At 65.2% G+C, this 14,819-nt stretch carries 17 protein-coding genes; 11 read left to right on the top strand and 6 right to left on the bottom strand.

Features of this window, described 5'->3' with window-relative positions; all coding sequences use genetic code 11:
- The first annotated feature begins 220 nt into the window (after positions 1–220).
- Positions 221–472, top strand: a complete 252-nt coding sequence (locus tag MC381_RS10345) for a sulfurtransferase TusA family protein (RefSeq protein ID WP_251977672.1) — start codon at positions 221–223, stop codon at positions 470–472.
- On the top strand, positions 469–1,551 hold the full coding sequence (locus MC381_RS10350; RefSeq protein WP_251977673.1) for an AI-2E family transporter: 1,083 nt from the start codon (positions 469–471) through the stop codon (positions 1,549–1,551). The genes MC381_RS10345 and MC381_RS10350 overlap by 4 nt, the downstream gene beginning before the upstream one ends.
- A 62-nt stretch (positions 1,552–1,613) precedes the next feature.
- Here MC381_RS10350 and MC381_RS10355 read toward each other — a convergent pair whose 3' ends face one another.
- From MC381_RS10355 to MC381_RS10365, 3 genes are all read right to left on the bottom strand, one after another.
- Positions 1,614–2,246, bottom strand: coding sequence for a LysE family translocator (locus MC381_RS10355; protein WP_251977674.1), 633 nt, complete (start codon positions 2,244–2,246; stop codon positions 1,614–1,616).
- 31 nt (positions 2,247–2,277) lie between these two features.
- Positions 2,278–3,048 carry an AraC family transcriptional regulator gene (locus MC381_RS10360; protein ID WP_251977675.1) on the bottom strand — a complete coding sequence of 257 codons (771 nt, stop codon included), beginning with the start codon at positions 3,046–3,048 and terminating at the stop codon, positions 2,278–2,280.
- Positions 3,049–3,184: 136 nt separating this feature from the next.
- Positions 3,185–3,655: a peroxiredoxin gene (locus MC381_RS10365; protein WP_251977676.1), complete on the bottom strand. Its 471-nt coding sequence runs from the start codon at positions 3,653–3,655 to the stop codon at positions 3,185–3,187.
- A gap of 337 nt (positions 3,656–3,992) precedes the next feature.
- Between MC381_RS10365 and dapA the strand changes: the two genes are divergently transcribed.
- The 4 genes from dapA to purC all read left to right on the top strand — a co-directional run bounded on the left by dapA (position 3,993) and on the right by purC (position 7,559).
- Entirely contained in the window at positions 3,993–4,877 is an 885-nt protein-coding gene (gene dapA / locus MC381_RS10370) for a 4-hydroxy-tetrahydrodipicolinate synthase (protein ID WP_251977677.1), read from the top strand.
- Between the two features lie 88 nt (positions 4,878–4,965).
- Complete coding sequence (gene bamC, locus MC381_RS10375) at positions 4,966–5,922, top strand: NlpB/DapX family lipoprotein (RefSeq protein ID WP_251977678.1); 957 nt, start codon at positions 4,966–4,968, stop codon at positions 5,920–5,922.
- On the top strand, positions 5,922–6,707 hold the full coding sequence (locus tag MC381_RS10380) for an MBL fold metallo-hydrolase (protein WP_251977679.1): 786 nt from the start codon (positions 5,922–5,924) through the stop codon (positions 6,705–6,707). The genes bamC and MC381_RS10380 overlap by 1 nt, the downstream gene beginning before the upstream one ends.
- 138 nt (positions 6,708–6,845) lie before the next feature.
- The gene (gene purC / locus MC381_RS10385) at positions 6,846–7,559 is read left to right on the top strand and encodes a phosphoribosylaminoimidazolesuccinocarboxamide synthase (RefSeq protein WP_251977680.1); all 714 of its coding nucleotides are present in this window, start codon (positions 6,846–6,848) and stop codon (positions 7,557–7,559) included.
- Positions 7,560–7,655: 96 nt separating this feature from the next.
- On the opposite strand, the gene MC381_RS10390 is transcribed toward purC, so the two are convergent.
- Both MC381_RS10390 and tsaA read right to left on the bottom strand, forming a co-directional pair.
- Positions 7,656–8,228: a peptidylprolyl isomerase gene (locus MC381_RS10390; RefSeq protein WP_251977681.1), complete on the bottom strand. Its 573-nt coding sequence runs from the start codon at positions 8,226–8,228 to the stop codon at positions 7,656–7,658.
- 106 nt (positions 8,229–8,334) lie between these two features.
- Positions 8,335–9,132 (bottom strand): tRNA (N6-threonylcarbamoyladenosine(37)-N6)-methyltransferase TrmO, encoded by a 798-nt coding sequence (gene tsaA, locus MC381_RS10395; RefSeq protein ID WP_251978002.1) that lies wholly within the window; start codon positions 9,130–9,132, stop codon positions 8,335–8,337.
- A gap of 171 nt (positions 9,133–9,303) precedes the next feature.
- Between tsaA and MC381_RS10400 the strand changes: the two genes are divergently transcribed.
- From MC381_RS10400 to fabF, 4 genes are all read left to right on the top strand, one after another.
- Entirely contained in the window at positions 9,304–9,864 is a 561-nt protein-coding gene (locus MC381_RS10400) for a cupin (protein ID WP_251977682.1), read from the top strand.
- Between the two features lie 98 nt (positions 9,865–9,962).
- A complete protein-coding gene (locus tag MC381_RS10405; RefSeq protein ID WP_251977683.1) occupies positions 9,963–10,478 on the top strand; it encodes a GNAT family N-acetyltransferase in 516 nt (171 codons plus the stop codon).
- 52 nt (positions 10,479–10,530) lie between these two features.
- Positions 10,531–11,118 (top strand): winged helix-turn-helix transcriptional regulator, encoded by a 588-nt coding sequence (locus MC381_RS10410; RefSeq protein WP_251977684.1) that lies wholly within the window; start codon positions 10,531–10,533, stop codon positions 11,116–11,118.
- Between the two features lie 25 nt (positions 11,119–11,143).
- Positions 11,144–12,409 carry a beta-ketoacyl-ACP synthase II gene (fabF, locus tag MC381_RS10415; protein ID WP_251977685.1) on the top strand — a complete coding sequence of 422 codons (1,266 nt, stop codon included), beginning with the start codon at positions 11,144–11,146 and terminating at the stop codon, positions 12,407–12,409.
- 147 nt (positions 12,410–12,556) lie between these two features.
- Here the strand turns inward: fabF and MC381_RS10420 are convergent, their stop codons facing one another.
- Positions 12,557–13,351 carry an SDR family NAD(P)-dependent oxidoreductase gene (locus MC381_RS10420; protein ID WP_251977686.1) on the bottom strand — a complete coding sequence of 265 codons (795 nt, stop codon included), beginning with the start codon at positions 13,349–13,351 and terminating at the stop codon, positions 12,557–12,559.
- A 221-nt stretch (positions 13,352–13,572) separates the two neighbouring features.
- Between MC381_RS10420 and MC381_RS10425 the strand changes: the two genes are divergently transcribed.
- Entirely contained in the window at positions 13,573–14,787 is a 1,215-nt protein-coding gene (locus MC381_RS10425; protein ID WP_251977687.1) for an aspartate aminotransferase family protein, read from the top strand.
- Positions 14,788–14,819 lie beyond the last annotated feature (32 nt).

Raw genomic sequence — 14,819 nt, forward strand, 5'->3', positions numbered from 1 at the left:
TGACGTTCCTGGATGTCTGACAAAAACCGCCCTGTGCGATGATGCCGACCCGGGGCCGCGATGGCGGCGTGAGAACGACCGACGAAAGCGACTGGGTCGGGCGCGGTTCTGCGCTATCATGCCCTTCGACCGCAACCTGTCGCAGACGTTGCCTAGAAATGCCCCGCGATGCAACTGCGTCGCGACGGGACGAACGACTCCACTCGATCCGGGATACGTTATGTCGCATCAGCCCGACCGGAGACTGGACGCCACTGGCCTGTCCTGTCCACTACCCCTGCTCAAGGCCAAGCAGGCGCTGGCCGCCATGGACGCGGGGCAGCTGCTGGAGGTGATCGCCACGGATGCCGGGTCGTGGCGCGATTTCGAGAGTTTTGCCACGCAGAGTCGTCATCGACTGGTCGACCGTGAAGACAATGCGGGGACCTATCGTTACTGGTTGCGCAAGGCGGGTGGAGACATATCGGTATGAGTTTGAAAGGCATTCTGCGTAGCTGGTTCGAGCGTTACCTCTCCGACGAAGAAGCGATTGTGCTGCTGGCGCTGCTGGTCGGTGGCTTTGCCATCGTGATCTGGTTGGGCGAGGCGCTGGCCCCCTTTTTCACCGCCCTGGTCGTGGCCTTTCTGCTGCAGGGCGTGGTCGCCTGGCTAGAGCGTCGGGGGTTGCCGCGACTGCTGGCGGTGGGGCTGGTCTTTCTGCTGTTCGTCGGTGCCCTGCTGGCGCTGGCGCTGATCGTGATGCCGCTTGTGTGGAATCAGCTGGTCGAACTGGTGCAGGAAGCGCCGAGCATGTTCGCCAGCAGCCAGGCCTGGCTCGACGATCTGCAGGCGCAGTACCCCACGGTAGTGACCCCCGATCAGGTGCAGGACTGGATTGCCACCGCCGGCCGGCAGGCGTCGCAGCTGGGCCAGCGCGCCTTGACCTTTTCGCTGGCCTCGCTGGGCAACCTCATGGCGGTCATCATCTATCTGGTGCTGGTGCCGATTCTGGTCTTCTTCATGCTCAAGGATCGCGAACGGCTGGTCGACTTCCTGCTGTCGCTGCTGCCGCGCAACCGTCGCCTGATGACACGCATCTGGCAGGAGATGGACGACCAGATCGCCAATTACGTACGCGGCAAGACAATCGAGATCAGCATCGTCGGCAGCGTGGCATTCATCACCTTCTGGGCCTTTGGCCTGCCCTACGCCGCGCTGCTGGGGCTGATGGTTGGCCTTTCGGTGCTGGTGCCTTATATCGGCGCCGCGGTGGCGACGCTGCCGGTGGCGGCGGTGGCCGGTTTCCATTTCGGCATGGGCGAGCAGTTTCTCTACGTGCTGGTGGCCTACGCCATCCTGCAGGCGCTCGACGGCAACGTGCTGGTGCCGATTCTGTTTTCGGAAGCGGTCAATCTGCATCCGGTATCGATCATCCTGGCAGTGTTGTTTTTTGGCGGGTTGTGGGGCTTTTGGGGCGTGTTCTTCGCGATTCCGCTGGCCACGCTGATCAAGGCACTGGTCCAGGCTTGGCCGCGAGGGGTGTCGAGCCAGGCCGAACAGGCTTCGCCGTGACGGCGCATCTCGACGTCGGTTCCTGTAGGGGGCGGCGATGGCCTGGGGCCGCGGAGCGGGGCCTATCGCATGGCCAAGGCCGGCCCTGCGAGACTGTCGAACCCTAGCCGCAACGCGAGCAGTACGAAGGTGATGGCGAAGCTCGCGCGAATCAGGGCCATCACCCGCGGTCTGCCGATGACATGATCGCGCACCCAGGCCGCCATGAGGCCGTAGCCAATGAATATCGTCAGTGTCATGGCCACGAAGATCATCCCGAGAAGGAAGAATGCAGTGCGTGTTTCGGCCTGATCGACGGGCACGAACTGCGGCAGAAAGGCGAGGAAGAACAGGCCTAGCTTGGGATTGAGCAGGTTCAGCCAGATCCCCGTACCGATCAGTGCCAGACTGCGCCGAGGCGAGCGCTGATCTAGGTTCAACACCCCCCGCGCCCGTGCGACCTGCCATGCCATGAACAGCAGATAGAGCGTCCCCGCGATACGCAATGCCTGGAATAGCCCGTCGCTCGTATGGAGCAAGGCGTTCAAGCCTAGCGTCGCCAGCAGCAATTGAGGCGCGATGCCCAGCGTACATCCCAGTGCGGCCAATATCGCGGCGCGGGCACCGCCGCCAAGTCCGGCGGCCAGTGTGTAGAGGACGCCGGCGCCTGGCAGGAGCACGACGATCAGGGCGGTCAACAGAAATTCGCTGGTCATGACGGCATGGGTTCCTCTGCAGAGCGTTCGGTCAGCCGCGCCACTGCCCCGGCGTGATGCCAAGCTGGCGCACGAACGCGCGCGTCATATGGCTCTGGTCGGCGAAACCGGAGATCGCCGCGGCTTCCGTCAGGGCGGCGCCGCGACCGATGGCGGCGCATGCCAGCCGCACACGGTATTGCTTCAGGTAGGCGTGAGGAGTGATGCCCATTTCGCGTCGAAACCGGCGAAATGCCGTATAGGCGGGGAGTCCCGCGATGCTCGCGAGCATCGACAGAGAGGGCGCTTTGAGCGGATCGTCATGAATTCGCTCCAGCATGTGTTGAACGCCAAGCGAAGGGGCGTTGGCCTTGGGTGTCGAGAGCGGCTTGTCGAGTAGCGTGCCGAACAGGTCGCCGACGATGGTCAGGATGTCGCCGGGATCGCTATCGGGGATATCCGCCATGCATTGAAGGAGCCGGCGTGCCATGGCGGGATCGCGCATCGCCGGGTGGTGAAATTCCCGCGATGCAAGGTCGGCCGAGGTAGCGCTCGCGAGCAAGCGAGGTGAGACGAACAGCATCCGCCAGCGGCGCGGTCGGCCGTCGACAGGAATGCCATCGTGGAGTTCGTTGGGGTTGACGGTGATCACGTGACGCGGTCCGGCTTCGACCTGCCCGCGCCCGCTCCACGAGACATGTCCGCCATCGAGCATCACGCCGACCCCGTATTCATCGTGCGAATGGCGGGGGAAATGGCGATCCGACAGGACCTCAATGATATGAGCGTCGGCCCCCGACTGGGCGCGGATGACGTGATGCATGGGTGGCTGATCTCTGCGTTAGGGTATGCCGGATTCTCCACCCTGTTCGGTCATGCGTCTTGAACGAAATTGACGTTTGCCTGTCCTGTCCCGCGGGACGGCGGCTCGGTAGCGAGGCGCCGCCGAGCGATCTCGCTCAGCCGTTGAGTTCGCGTGCGGCTGCCAGGACGTCGTCGACATGGCCCGGCACCTTGACGCCGCGCCATTCGCGGGCAAGCCGGCCCTCGCTGTCGATCAGGAAGGTGCTGCGCTCGACGCCGAGATGCTCCTTGCCGTACATCTTCTTCAGCTTGATTACGTCGAACTGCTGGCATACCGCCTCGTCCCGGTCGGAGATCAGCTCGAAGGGGAAGCCCTGCTTGGCCTTGAAGTTCTCGTGGGACTTGATGCCGTCGCGCGAGACGCCGACGATCACCGTGTTGGCGGCCGCGAAGGCTTCGATGTTGTCGCGGAAGTCGCCGCCCTCGGTGGTGCAGCCGGGCGTGCTGTCCTTGGGGTAGAAGTAGATGACGACCTGCTTGCCGCGCTGGTCGCTCAGGCGAAAGGGCGTATCGCCCGTGGCTTCGGCGGTGAAATCGTCGATGGGTTGTCCGACGCTGACGCTCATGGCGCTCTCCCGGTGACTCTGAATGGATGGCACGGTCCGTGCCGCGCTGCTCGAACGATAGTCGATCGCGGCGGTCGATGCCCGGTTGCCAGAGCCTACAGGGAAACGCCGCGGCGTGGGAGGTCGCGAGCGCCCGCGACTGTACAGGTGGAGGCTGCCTGAGTACCATCTGGTGTCTGCAAAATCGTGCCGGCTTGGAACGGCCTCGCAAGCGGGGCATCCGGGTACGGCTCCGGACTTCAGCCGTTGGCGGGGATCGACGAGTCCGCCATCGCGGCGTACCGACGAATCCACCGCGGGCCGCGTGCCCATCCGGTTACAGGGAGAAAACTGCAAGATGATCACAGGCAGCATCGTCGCCTTGGCGACGCCGATGAAAGCCGGAGGCGAGATCGACTGGGAGGCGCTGCGGCGTCTGGTGAACTTCCACCTCGATCACGGTACCGATGCGATCGTCGCCGCCGGGACGACGGGAGAGCCGACGACCATGTCGTTCGCGGAGCACTTCGATGTCATCCGCACCGTGGTCGAGGAAGTCGGCGGCCGGATTCCGGTGATCGCCGGTACCGGCGCCAACAACACGGCCGAAGCGGTGGAGCTGGCGCGTTATGCCAGCGAGGTCGGTGCCGACTGCTGCCTGTCGGTCGCGCCCTACTACAACAAGCCGACCCAGGAAGGGCTCTACCAGCACTTCAAGGCGGTTGCCGAAGCCAGTGAGTTGCCGATCATTCTCTACAATGTGCCGGGACGCACCTGTTCCGACATCTACAACGAGACCGTCTTCCGCCTCGCCGAGCTCGAACGCATCGTGGGGCTGAAGGATGCCACCGGCAACCTCGAACGCGCCGAAGAGCTGATCCAGCGCCTCAAGGGCAGCGATTTCGCGCTCTACTCCGGCGACGACCCCACGGCCTGCGAGTTCATGCTGATGGGTGGCCACGGCGATATCTCCGTTACCGCCAACGTGGCCCCCAAGCAGATGCACGAGCTGTGTGTCGCGGCAACCAGCGGCGAGCGCGAGAAGGCACATCAGATCAACACACGGCTGGCCCCGCTGCACGGCGCGCTGGGGATCGAGTCCAATCCGATTCCCGTCAAATGGGCGCTCAACCGCATGGGTTACGCCGACAACGGCATTCGCCTGCCGCTGACCTGGCTTTCCGAGCGCTATCACGGCAATGTCAGCGAAGCGCTGCAGCTGGCCGGTATCGCGCTGGCGTGAGCCTGTTCCGCTGAACAAGGTTATTTAAGGTTATTTTCGGCACAGTCCTATGGCCCCAAGCCCCATTGCCCCAGACAAAGGTGGATGCATGAAGCCCATCCTCAAATGGATGCCCCTGATGTTGTGCTCGTCGCTGGTGCTCTCCGGCTGCGGCCTGTTTCAGGACGGCTATTACTACGATCGCAACGACGAGTATCGCAACGCCGAGATGGCAGCGCCGCTGGAACTGCCGGATTCTCGCAACCGGATTCGCTACCAGGATTCAATGCCGGTACCGCAGGCCAACAGCGATTTCGCCGCCAGCGATGCGGTCGAGGATGCGCCACGGCCGCAGGCGCTGGGCGCCAGCCAGGGCGACGAGCGTCCCTATGTCGAGATGCGTCGCGCCGACAGCGAACAGTGGCTGGTCGTCAATGCCGCCCCGGCCAGCGTCTGGCCGCGACTGCAGGGTTTCACCGCCGAACATGGCGTCAGCCCGACCGCGATCAATGCGGCCGATGGGCGTATCGACACCGCTCAGGGTCGTCTCAGCCTGCGTCAGGGGCTGCGTTCGGGCACCAGTGAAGTGCGCTGCGATATCGGCGCCGAAGGCCAGTGTCTGAGTGCCGTGCGCGCGTATCTCGAGGCCAGTGGCAGCGCCGACAGCGGTGTATCCCTGGCAGCGCAACCGCTCGACCAGAGCGAGCGCGTGCGACTGCGCAACCGCGATGGTGGCTGGGAACTGGACCTGGCCCTCGACGCCGAGCGTGCCTGGAACGAGCTGCTGTACCAACTGCAGAGCGGTATCGATGACGACCGTCTGACGCTGACCGATCAGAACCGCAGTGCCGGACAGTTCTATGTCGACTATCGCCCCGCGGATGAAGAGGACGGCGGCTGGTTCGACTGGTTCGGCGATGACGCCCCGACGCAGCAGTCCTATCGTCTGCAGCTTGCCTCGACCGGCGCGGCGACCGTGGTGACGGTCGCCGATCCCGACGGGCAGCCGGTGGCCCAGCCGGCCGCGCGCGAGCTGCTCGACACGATCGCCTCCACGCTGCGCTGATGACGCTGCCGTCCCGGCCCGGCTTGCATTTCGCTTCGCTGGGCAGCGGCAGCAAGGGCAACGCGACCCTGGTCAGCGACGGCGAGACGCTGCTGCTGGTGGATTGCGGATTCGGCATGCGCGAGGCGGAACGGCGCCTGGCGCAGCTGGGCGTCCACCCGCGCCAGCTGACGGCGATTCTGGTGACCCACGAGCACAGCGATCACGTCACCGGCGTCGGTGCGCTGGCGCGGCGTCACCACCTTCCCGTCTATCTGAGCGCGGGGAGCTGGCTGTCGGGCAAGCTTGGTGTGCTGCCGCGTCACGAGCTGCTGGTACCGCAGGCGCGCTTCGCCATCGGCGGGCTGGAGATCGACCCGATCACCGTGCCTCACGATGCCCGCGAGCCGATCCAGTTCTGTTTCGCGGCGCAGGGACATCGCCTGGGAGTACTGACCGACCTGGGGCATCCCACGGCCCACGTGGTCGACACCTTTCGGGGCTGCGATGCGCTTTTTCTGGAGTGCAACCACGATCCCCGGATGCTGGCCGAGGGGCCTTATCCCCCGCACCTCAAGCGGCGCGTGGCCGGGCGCTGGGGACATCTCGCCAACGCCCAGGCGGCCGAATTGCTGCGCTCGCTGGGGCTCGACCGGCTACAGCGGATTGTGTGCTCGCACCTGTCGGAGCAAAATAATCACCCCGAGCGGGTGATGGAGGCACTGGTGCCTCTGCTCGACGGCGATGAATCGCGGCTGATGGTGTCGGCGCAGGACCGGGGAACCGGCTGGCAGTGCGTGGCGTAAGACGGCGCACGCGCGTGGCCTGCCGAGAAGCGCGCGGCGCTCGCCACCTCTCGATACGGTTTGTTCACGCTTCACTTTCACGACTCATTTTTCAAGAATCAGCCGCCCCCCTTGGGGCCGCGACGCGGAGACAGCTCCATGCAAAAACGCGATCTTCTCTATGCCGGCAAGGCCAAGTCGGTCTATCTGAGCGACGACCCGCAGCGGCTGGTGCTGCATTTTCGTGACGATACCAGCGCCTTCGATGGCAAGAAGAAGGAGGCACTGGAACGCAAGGGCATGGTCAACAATCGGTTCAACGCCTTCATCATGGACAAGCTGCGGGCGGCGGGTATTCCCACGCACTTCGAGCAGCTGCTCTCCGACGAGGAGTGCGTAGTCAAGAAACTGGAGATGATCCCGGTCGAGTGCGTGGTGCGCAATCTGGCGGCCGGCGGTCTGGTTCGTCGCCTCGGCGTCGAAGAGGGCATCACGCTCACGCCGCCGACCTTCGAGCTGTTCCTCAAGAACGATGAGAAGGGCGATCCGATGATCAACGAGTCGCTCGCCGAGACCTTCGGCTGGGCGACGCCCGAGCAGCTCGCGACCATGAAGTCGCTGACCTTCCGCGTCAACGAGGTGCTCAAGCAGCTCTTCCTCGACGGCGGCATGCTGCTGGTCGACTACAAGCTCGAGTTCGGCGTCTTCGACGGTGAAATCGTGCTCGGCGACGAGTTCTCGCCCGACGGTTGCCGCCTGTGGGATGCCAAGACGCGCGAGAAAATGGACAAGGATCGTTTCCGTCAGGGCCTCGGTGGTGTTATCGAGGCCTACGAGGAAGTGGGGCGGCGTATCGGCATGTCATTCGACTGAGCCCCTTGCCGTCGCTGCCAAGGCAGCGCAGGTTCCACGCCCCGGCCGCGAAGCGGTCGGGGCGTTTGCGTTCCGGGGCGCTTGCGTTCCGGGTGCTTAGTCGAGACGTTCGACCGCCAGAATCGTGATCGGCTCGCGCGGCACATCGGCGTGCGGCCCCTGTCGGCCGGTAGGCGTCGCGGCGATTGTCTCGACAACGTCCATGCCCGATACGACGTGACCAAAGACCGTATAGCCGGGGTTGTAGAGGTCGCGGTAGTTCAGCGCGTCGTTGTCGACCAGGTTGATGAAGAACTGGCTGGTCGCGGAATCCGGATTCGCAGTGCGCGCCATGGCGACGGTGCCGCGGCGGTTCTCGAGTCCGCTCTTTTCGAGCGCGATCGGCGCATGGGTGTCGCGGGGCGACAGCTCGGCATCCATGCCGCCGCCCTGAATCATGAAGTCGGGAATCACGCGGTGAAACACCGTGCCCGCGTAGAAATCTTCCTCGACGTAGCGCAGGAAGTTTTCCACCGTCTGCGGCGCGGCCTCGGCGTCGAGGGCGAGTTCGATATTGCCCTCGCTGGTTTCGAGACGTACATGCGGCGCGTCGTCGTCGGCGCAGGCGAGCGCGGGTGCCGCGACCAGCGGTACGGTCAGCAGGCAGGCGGAGAGCAAGCGTTTCAGCATCGATCAAAACTCCTGAAGGACAGCAGAGGCCGCGACACGATTCGGCGGCAGGGGCGCCAGCCTAGCCGGCGGCGTCTCCCTTGACCAGTCTCCTTGGGCCACCGCGCTAACGCGGTTCGATCGCCTCGACCCGAATCACGCCATTCCCCGACACCGACGACGCGCGGAAACGCACGTTCACGTCGCGCAGGAAGACGCCGTAGCCACGCTCGTCTTCGGTCTCGCCGCGATAGGCTGGCCGGGGGTCCTGTGCCAGCACTTCCTCGATCAGCCGCGAGAGGGATTGGCCATCGGGATGCGCGGCGAGAGCGGCCCGTGCCGCTGGCGTGAAGACCACCGAACGCTGAACGGGTGGCTCGGGAGCGAAGCCGGCGCGGGCCTGTGGCTGTGCCTCGACCCACGGCAGATACGGCCGAATATCGACAATTGGCGTGGCGTCGGTCAGGTCATGACCGCGCAGATGCAGCTTGACCCGGCTCTTGCGGTCGGCCAACGCCGAGCCGACGACCGGCATTCGCGAAGGTGTCGGCGTGGTGGTGCATTCGATCTCGCACAGCTCGACCAGCGACAGCCCGAGACGATTGGGGCGATGGGTGCTGCGGCTGGCGAAGACACCGACGCGGCGATTGCCGCCGAGCCGTGGCGGCCTGACCCGAGCCGACCAGCGTGTCGGGCTGCGGTCGAAGATGAAATGCAGCCAGAGGTGACTAAAGGCCTCGAGGCCCTCGACACTGTGCGGGTCGTCGCATGCACCCTCGAGATAGAGAATCGCGCGAGCGCTCGGTGCCAGCCCTGGCTGGCGCGGGATGCCGAACTTGTCCGGGTAGTCGCTGGCCAGGCGCCCGATCGGTGTCAGCGAGAATTCACCGGCGCTGTCGAGCGGGGCGTCGTGAGGAGCGTTCATCGGCAGGAGAAATTCCGTATTGGTGCCATACTGCAAGAATCGGCGGCGGCGCATGCCGCTGCCTCGACGTCGGCAGCATACCAAGGGACGGGTAGCGGCTCACGCCGATGTCAAAGGGTTCGACAGGCGATGCCGAGCATCGGCGCCGCGATGACCAGGGAGAGGTTGGCCATGAGTTTCTTGAATGTCTATCACGAGGCCGACGGCGAGCAGCCGTTGCTCACGACGCGTGATCCCGAGCGAATCGGACTGGAACTGGCCGCGGAAGGGATCCATTTCCAGCGTTATGATCTGGCGCCGCTGCTGCCGAGTGCCGCGGCCGATCAGGTGCTCGATCGCCATGCCGGACTGATCGACGAGGTCAGTCGTCTTAGCGGCTGTCAGCGGGTCGAGTTGCGGGGCATGAGTCCTGTCTTTCCGGATGGAGAGCTGCGGCGAGAGCTTCTGTTCAGCGAGTCGCGCGGTGCCGACGACGTCTGGCATCTGTTTCTGCACGGTCAGGCGATCTTCTATCTGCATCTCGGCGGGCGGGTCTATGTGATCGGCTGCGAGCGCGGCGATCTGATTTCGGTGCCGGCAAAGATGCCGCACTGGTTCGACATGGGCCCGCAGCCGGACTTCGTGACCCTGAGTCTGAGCCGTGGCGTGGTATCGCCGCCGCTTGAGACGGCCAGCGACATCGCCTCGCGCTTTCCGCGTTTCGAGCGTCTGGTCGACGGCGCGGCCGCCTGATGCGACGCGTTTCAGGCGGGCCAGGCTAGAGGTATCCCGAGTTTCCACGCGCGCCCGGGTATGCTTGGATGGCGCGACTGCCCGACAGAGAGACTGCCATGCTAGAACGCACCCGGTTTCGTGAAGCGCTGCCGAAAGATGCTGCCGACCAGGCGGAGGTGTTCCATCATGCCGTCATGGACGGGGCGGCCGGCCAGTACACGCTCGCGGAGCGCGAGGCCTGGGCCGCCGCGTTGCCGCGTACGGCAGAGGCTTGGATGGCGCGTCAGGCGCTCTATCCCACCTTGGTCGCCGAGTGCGACGGACACTGTGTCGGCTTCTGTGAGCGAGATGCGGCACGCGGCGATATCGAAACGCTCTATGTCTGGCCATCGGTCATGCGCCAGGGGGTCGGGTCGCGACTCTTGACGCTGGCGCTCGCGGCGTTGGGAGAAGCCGGCCACCGGCGTGTGTCGATCGATGCCAGTCTGGTGCTGGCGCCCGGGCTGCGGGCGCGGGGCTGGCAGACGGTGTCCGAGACCTGGGTCGAACGCCAGGGGCAGCGCCTGGCGCGGGTGGGCATGATCTTCGATTTCGCCGATGGCGCGACCAACGACTGCACGACCAACGATTAGGTCCGCTTGACGCTTCTTTTCCGTATCCAGATCGTCTACAGTCGCTCTCATTATGAAAGTGACCCCGGACGAGACTGCCCTTTGCCCGATCAGCCGCGCGCTGGCCTGCGTCGGTGACAGCTGGACGCTGCTGATCCTGCGGGAGGCGCTGCAGGGCGCTACCCGTTTCGATCAGTTTCAGCGCGATCTCGGTATCGCCTCCAGCATGTTGACGCGCCGGCTCGAGCGCATGACGGCCAATGGCCTGCTGCAGCGACAGCGCTATCAGGCGCGTCCACCGCGCTTCGAATATCGCTTGACCGAGAAGGGGCGGGATCTCGGTCCGGTGCTCATCACGCTCTACCAATGGGGCGAGGATCATCTGCCGATCGCGGCCTGCGGCCTGCGTCTGGTGGATCGTGACTCCCGTCAGCCCATCGCGCCGGTACTCTTTGACCGTGGCCGGCAGGCCCCGCTGGCGCTGGAACGGATCGAACTCGAACCGGGCCCTGACGCGACGCCGGCCATTCATGCCCGCGCCGAGCGCTTGCGCGCGGCGCGGACGCTCGCGTCGACCTCACCCGATAGCCCGACGGTCGACACCGCCGAGGAGGCCTCTTGCGAGGTCGCCAGCGGTGACCGCGAGGGCGAAGACTGCTAGATCAATCACCGATAAGGACAACGTCATGCGACGTATCGTGGTAACCGGAATGGGTATTCTCTCGCCGCTGGGGTGTGGCGTCGATGCGGTCTGGCAGCGTCTGCTGTCAGGGGCTTCCGGACTGCGCCGGCTGCCACCGGAAACCGTCGAGGGTCTGGCCGCCGGCGTCGGCGGCCCGGTACCGGGTATCGACGAGGACACCACGGCCGGCTTCGATCCCGATGCCACCATGGACCCGAAGGAGCGGCGCAAGATGGACCGCTTCATCCAGTTGGCGGTCGCCGCGGCGGAAGAGGCGTTGGCTCAGGCCAACTGGTACCCGACCAGCGACGCCGAGAAAGAGCGCACCGCGACGCTGATCGGCTCGGGGATCGGCGGATTTCCGGCGATCGCCGACGCCGTGCGTACGGTCGACAGTCGTGGGCCGCGACGCCTGTCGCCGTTCACCATTCCGTCGTTCCTCGCCAACCTGGCCTGCGGCCACGTCTCGATACGCCACGGATTCAAGGGGCCCCTGGGGGCACCGGTCACGGCCTGTGCCGCGGGGTTGCAGGCGATCGGCGATGCCGCGCGGTTGATCCACAGCGGTGAAGCCGATATCGCCCTGTGCGGTGGCAGCGAGGCCTGCATCGATCGCGTCAGCCTGGGCGGATTTGCGGCCGCCAAGGCACTCTCCAGCCACTTCAACGACACGCCGGAGCAGGCGTCGCGGCCGTTCGATCAGGCGCGAGATGGCTTCGTCATGGGCGAGGGCGCCGGCCTGCTGGTGATTGAGACGCTCGAGCACGCTCAGGCGCGGGGCGCGACACCGATCGCCGAGCTGGTTGGCTACGGCACCACGTCGGATGCATATCACGTGACCGCCGGGCCGGAAGACGGCGACGGCGCGGCGCGGGCGATGCGACTGGCTCTGCGCCAGGCCGGGCTCGAGGCGAGCGAGATCCAGCATCTGAACGCTCACGCGACCTCGACGCCGGTCGGCGACCGCGGCGAGCTGGCGGCGATGCATCAGCTGTTCGGCAGCCGTTCGCCGGCGATCAGCGCGACCAAGGCGACCACCGGCCACCTGCTCGGGGCCGCCGGCGGCGTCGAAGCGATCTTTACGCTGCTGGCGCTGCGCGACCAAGTGGCGCCGTTGACGCGCAACTACCTCGATCCCGACCCGTTGGCGGCCGACCTCGACGTGGTTCACGGCGAGTCCCGCCCGATGGCGATCGAACATGCGATCTGCAACGGCTTTGGCTTCGGCGGGGTCAACGCGAGCGTGATCTTCAAGCGTTACGAAGGCTGAAAACGGGCTGCGCTCGCCATCGTTTCAGAGTGGCGTAGACGACGATCGAAATACAAAAAGCCAAACCGAGATCCCCAAAATTCAATGGGGTTCGGTTTGGCTTTTCCTTCTAACTTACCGCTTTAGACTTCCAGCGCCCCTGGCAGATCAAGCCATCGTATCGACGATGCCGCCCTCGACCCGCATCGCTGCACCGGTCGTGGCGCTGGCCTGTTCGGAGGCGAGATAGACGCTCAGGTTGGCCACCTCGTCGACTTCGGCCACGCGCTGAATGATCGAAGAGGGGCGATTCTCCTTGACGAAGTTGGCCTCCGCCTCGGCTTCGCTGATGCCTTGTTCGCGGGCGATACCGGCAATCATGTTGCCCACACCTTCAGATTTGGTCGGCCCCGGCAGCACGGCGTTGACGGTCACGCGGGTGCCGGCGAGCACCTTGGCCAGGCCTCGCGAGATTGACTGCACCGCGCTCTTGGTCATGCCGTAGTGAACCATTTCCGAGGGGATGTTGAGCGCCGACTCGCTCGACAGGAACTGAATCCGCCCCCAGTCACGCGCTTTCATACCCTGGGCGTAGTGGCGAGAGAGCCGCACGGCGCTCATCACGTTGACATCGAAGAACTGTTGCCACTCCTCGTCCGGGATCTCAAAGAAGTCCTTCGGCCCGAAGATGCCGACGTTGTTGATCAGGATGTCGCAGTCGGGTTTTGCCGCGATCAGGCTTTGGCAGCCCTCGGCGGTGCCAAGGTCAGCGGCGACTCCATCGATCGTCGCCTCGGGGGCGTCCTGCCGCAGGGCGGCGATCGCGTCGTCGACGCGCGGCTGGGTGCGTCCGGTCACGGTCACCGCGGCGCCCGCGTTGGCCAGTCCCTTGGCGATGGCGAGCCCGATGCCAGCGGTGGAACCGGTGACAATGGCCGTCTTGCCTGACAGATCGATCTTCATGATTCTCGCTCCTGGGTGCGGATGACAGAGGATGTTTCATGGCCTCGACGAAAGTCGCAGGGGTACACTTTCACATCGGGGCAGCGATCCGCGACAACAACCCCCTGGCGATGGTCGGGCGGGACGCTTTTCGCAATTCGCCGTCCCATCGCTGAAAGCCGAGGCGTTAACGCCTCCCTATACTCGATTCATCAGATGCCTGACCCATTCGGGAGAGAACCATGGCCGCAAGCCCCACACGTGACGATTTCGACCACTACATGACCCCCAACTACTCGCCGCAGCAGGCGATTCCGGTGCGCGGCGAAGGTAGCCGACTGTGGGATCAGGAGGGGCGCGAGTACATCGATTTCGCCGGCGGGATCGCGGTCAATGCGCTGGGCCACTGCCATCCGGCACTGGTCAAGGCGCTGACCGCGCAAGCCAACCAGGTCTGGCACCTCTCCAACGTCTTTACCAACGAGCCAGCGCTGAAGCTGGCCCGCGAACTGGTCGAGCGGACCTTCGCCGACAAGGCCTACTTTTGCTCCTCCGGCGGCGAGGCGAACGAAGCGGCGTTCAAGCTGGCGCGACGCTGGGCCTACGACCACTTCGGCGAGAAGAAGCACAAGATCATCTCGTTCAAGCAGGCGTTCCACGGGCGCACGCTGTTTACCGTCAGCGTTGGCGGTCAGCCCAAGTACTCGGAAGGCTTCGGACCGGTGCCCGGCGGCATCGTGCACGCGGAATTCAACAATCTCGACAGCGTGCGTGAACTGATCGACGACGACACCTGTGCCGTGGTGGTCGAGCCGATTCAGGGCGAGGGCGGCGTGACGCCGGCGACCCAGGATTTCATCGAGGGACTGCGCGAACTCTGCGATCAGCACCTGGCCCTGTTGGTCTTCGACGAAGTGCAGTCCGGCGTCGGCCGCAGCGGCAAGCTCTACACCTATATGCACTACGGCGTGACGCCCGACATCCTGACCACCGCCAAGGCGCTGGGCGGCGGCTTTCCCATCGGTGGCATGCTGACGACCGATCGCGTGGCCCCGTCGCTGGCAGTCGGCACGCACGGCTCCACATACGGCGGCAACCCGCTCGCCTGTGCCGTGGGCCATGCCGCGCTGACCACCATCGATACGCCGGAAGTGCTCGACGGCGTGGCGCGCCGCCACGAGCTGTTCCGCGAACATCTCGAGGTGATCAACCGCAAGTACGGCCTGTTCAAGGAGATCCGTGGCATGGGGCTGCTGATCGGTGCCGAGATGAGCGAGGCGTTCGAAGGCAAGGCGCGCGAGCTGCTGCCGCTGGCGCTGGAACAGGGCCTGATGATCCTGGTCGCTGGCCCCAACGTGCTGCGCATGGCGCCGTCGCTGGTGGTCCCCGAGGCGGATATTCAGGAAGGCATGGCGCGCCTCGAGCTCGCCGTCGAGCAGCTCGTCGGTCAGTCATGAGAGGGACCGGTGCTGCCAGGCTCGCGGAGACG

This window comes from Salinicola avicenniae (assembly GCF_023736115.1).
In the GTDB taxonomy this organism is placed as follows: domain Bacteria; phylum Pseudomonadota; class Gammaproteobacteria; order Pseudomonadales; family Halomonadaceae; genus Salinicola; species Salinicola avicenniae.

What these genes read in the sequence shown, in the direction of transcription:
- MC381_RS10345 (WP_251977672.1), top strand. Translation starts at nt 221, where the DNA reads ATGTCGCATCAGCCCGACCGGAGACTGGACGCCACTGGCCTGTCCTGT.
- MC381_RS10350 (WP_251977673.1), top strand. Translation starts at nt 469, where the DNA reads ATGAGTTTGAAAGGCATTCTGCGTAGCTGGTTCGAGCGTTACCTCTCC.
- MC381_RS10355 (WP_251977674.1), bottom strand. Translation starts at nt 2,246, where the DNA reads ATGACCAGCGAATTTCTGTTGACCGCCCTGATCGTCGTGCTCCTGCCA.
- MC381_RS10360 (WP_251977675.1), bottom strand. Translation starts at nt 3,048, where the DNA reads ATGCATCACGTCATCCGCGCCCAGTCGGGGGCCGACGCTCATATCATT.
- MC381_RS10365 (WP_251977676.1), bottom strand. Translation starts at nt 3,655, where the DNA reads ATGAGCGTCAGCGTCGGACAACCCATCGACGATTTCACCGCCGAAGCC.
- dapA (WP_251977677.1), top strand. Translation starts at nt 3,993, where the DNA reads ATGATCACAGGCAGCATCGTCGCCTTGGCGACGCCGATGAAAGCCGGA.
- bamC (WP_251977678.1), top strand. Translation starts at nt 4,966, where the DNA reads ATGAAGCCCATCCTCAAATGGATGCCCCTGATGTTGTGCTCGTCGCTG.
- MC381_RS10380 (WP_251977679.1), top strand. Translation starts at nt 5,922, where the DNA reads ATGACGCTGCCGTCCCGGCCCGGCTTGCATTTCGCTTCGCTGGGCAGC.
- purC (WP_251977680.1), top strand. Translation starts at nt 6,846, where the DNA reads ATGCAAAAACGCGATCTTCTCTATGCCGGCAAGGCCAAGTCGGTCTAT.
- MC381_RS10390 (WP_251977681.1), bottom strand. Translation starts at nt 8,228, where the DNA reads ATGCTGAAACGCTTGCTCTCCGCCTGCCTGCTGACCGTACCGCTGGTC.
- tsaA (WP_251978002.1), bottom strand. Translation starts at nt 9,132, where the DNA reads ATGAACGCTCCTCACGACGCCCCGCTCGACAGCGCCGGTGAATTCTCG.
- MC381_RS10400 (WP_251977682.1), top strand. Translation starts at nt 9,304, where the DNA reads ATGAGTTTCTTGAATGTCTATCACGAGGCCGACGGCGAGCAGCCGTTG.
- MC381_RS10405 (WP_251977683.1), top strand. Translation starts at nt 9,963, where the DNA reads ATGCTAGAACGCACCCGGTTTCGTGAAGCGCTGCCGAAAGATGCTGCC.
- MC381_RS10410 (WP_251977684.1), top strand. Translation starts at nt 10,531, where the DNA reads ATGAAAGTGACCCCGGACGAGACTGCCCTTTGCCCGATCAGCCGCGCG.
- fabF (WP_251977685.1), top strand. Translation starts at nt 11,144, where the DNA reads ATGCGACGTATCGTGGTAACCGGAATGGGTATTCTCTCGCCGCTGGGG.
- MC381_RS10420 (WP_251977686.1), bottom strand. Translation starts at nt 13,351, where the DNA reads ATGAAGATCGATCTGTCAGGCAAGACGGCCATTGTCACCGGTTCCACC.
- MC381_RS10425 (WP_251977687.1), top strand. Translation starts at nt 13,573, where the DNA reads ATGGCCGCAAGCCCCACACGTGACGATTTCGACCACTACATGACCCCC.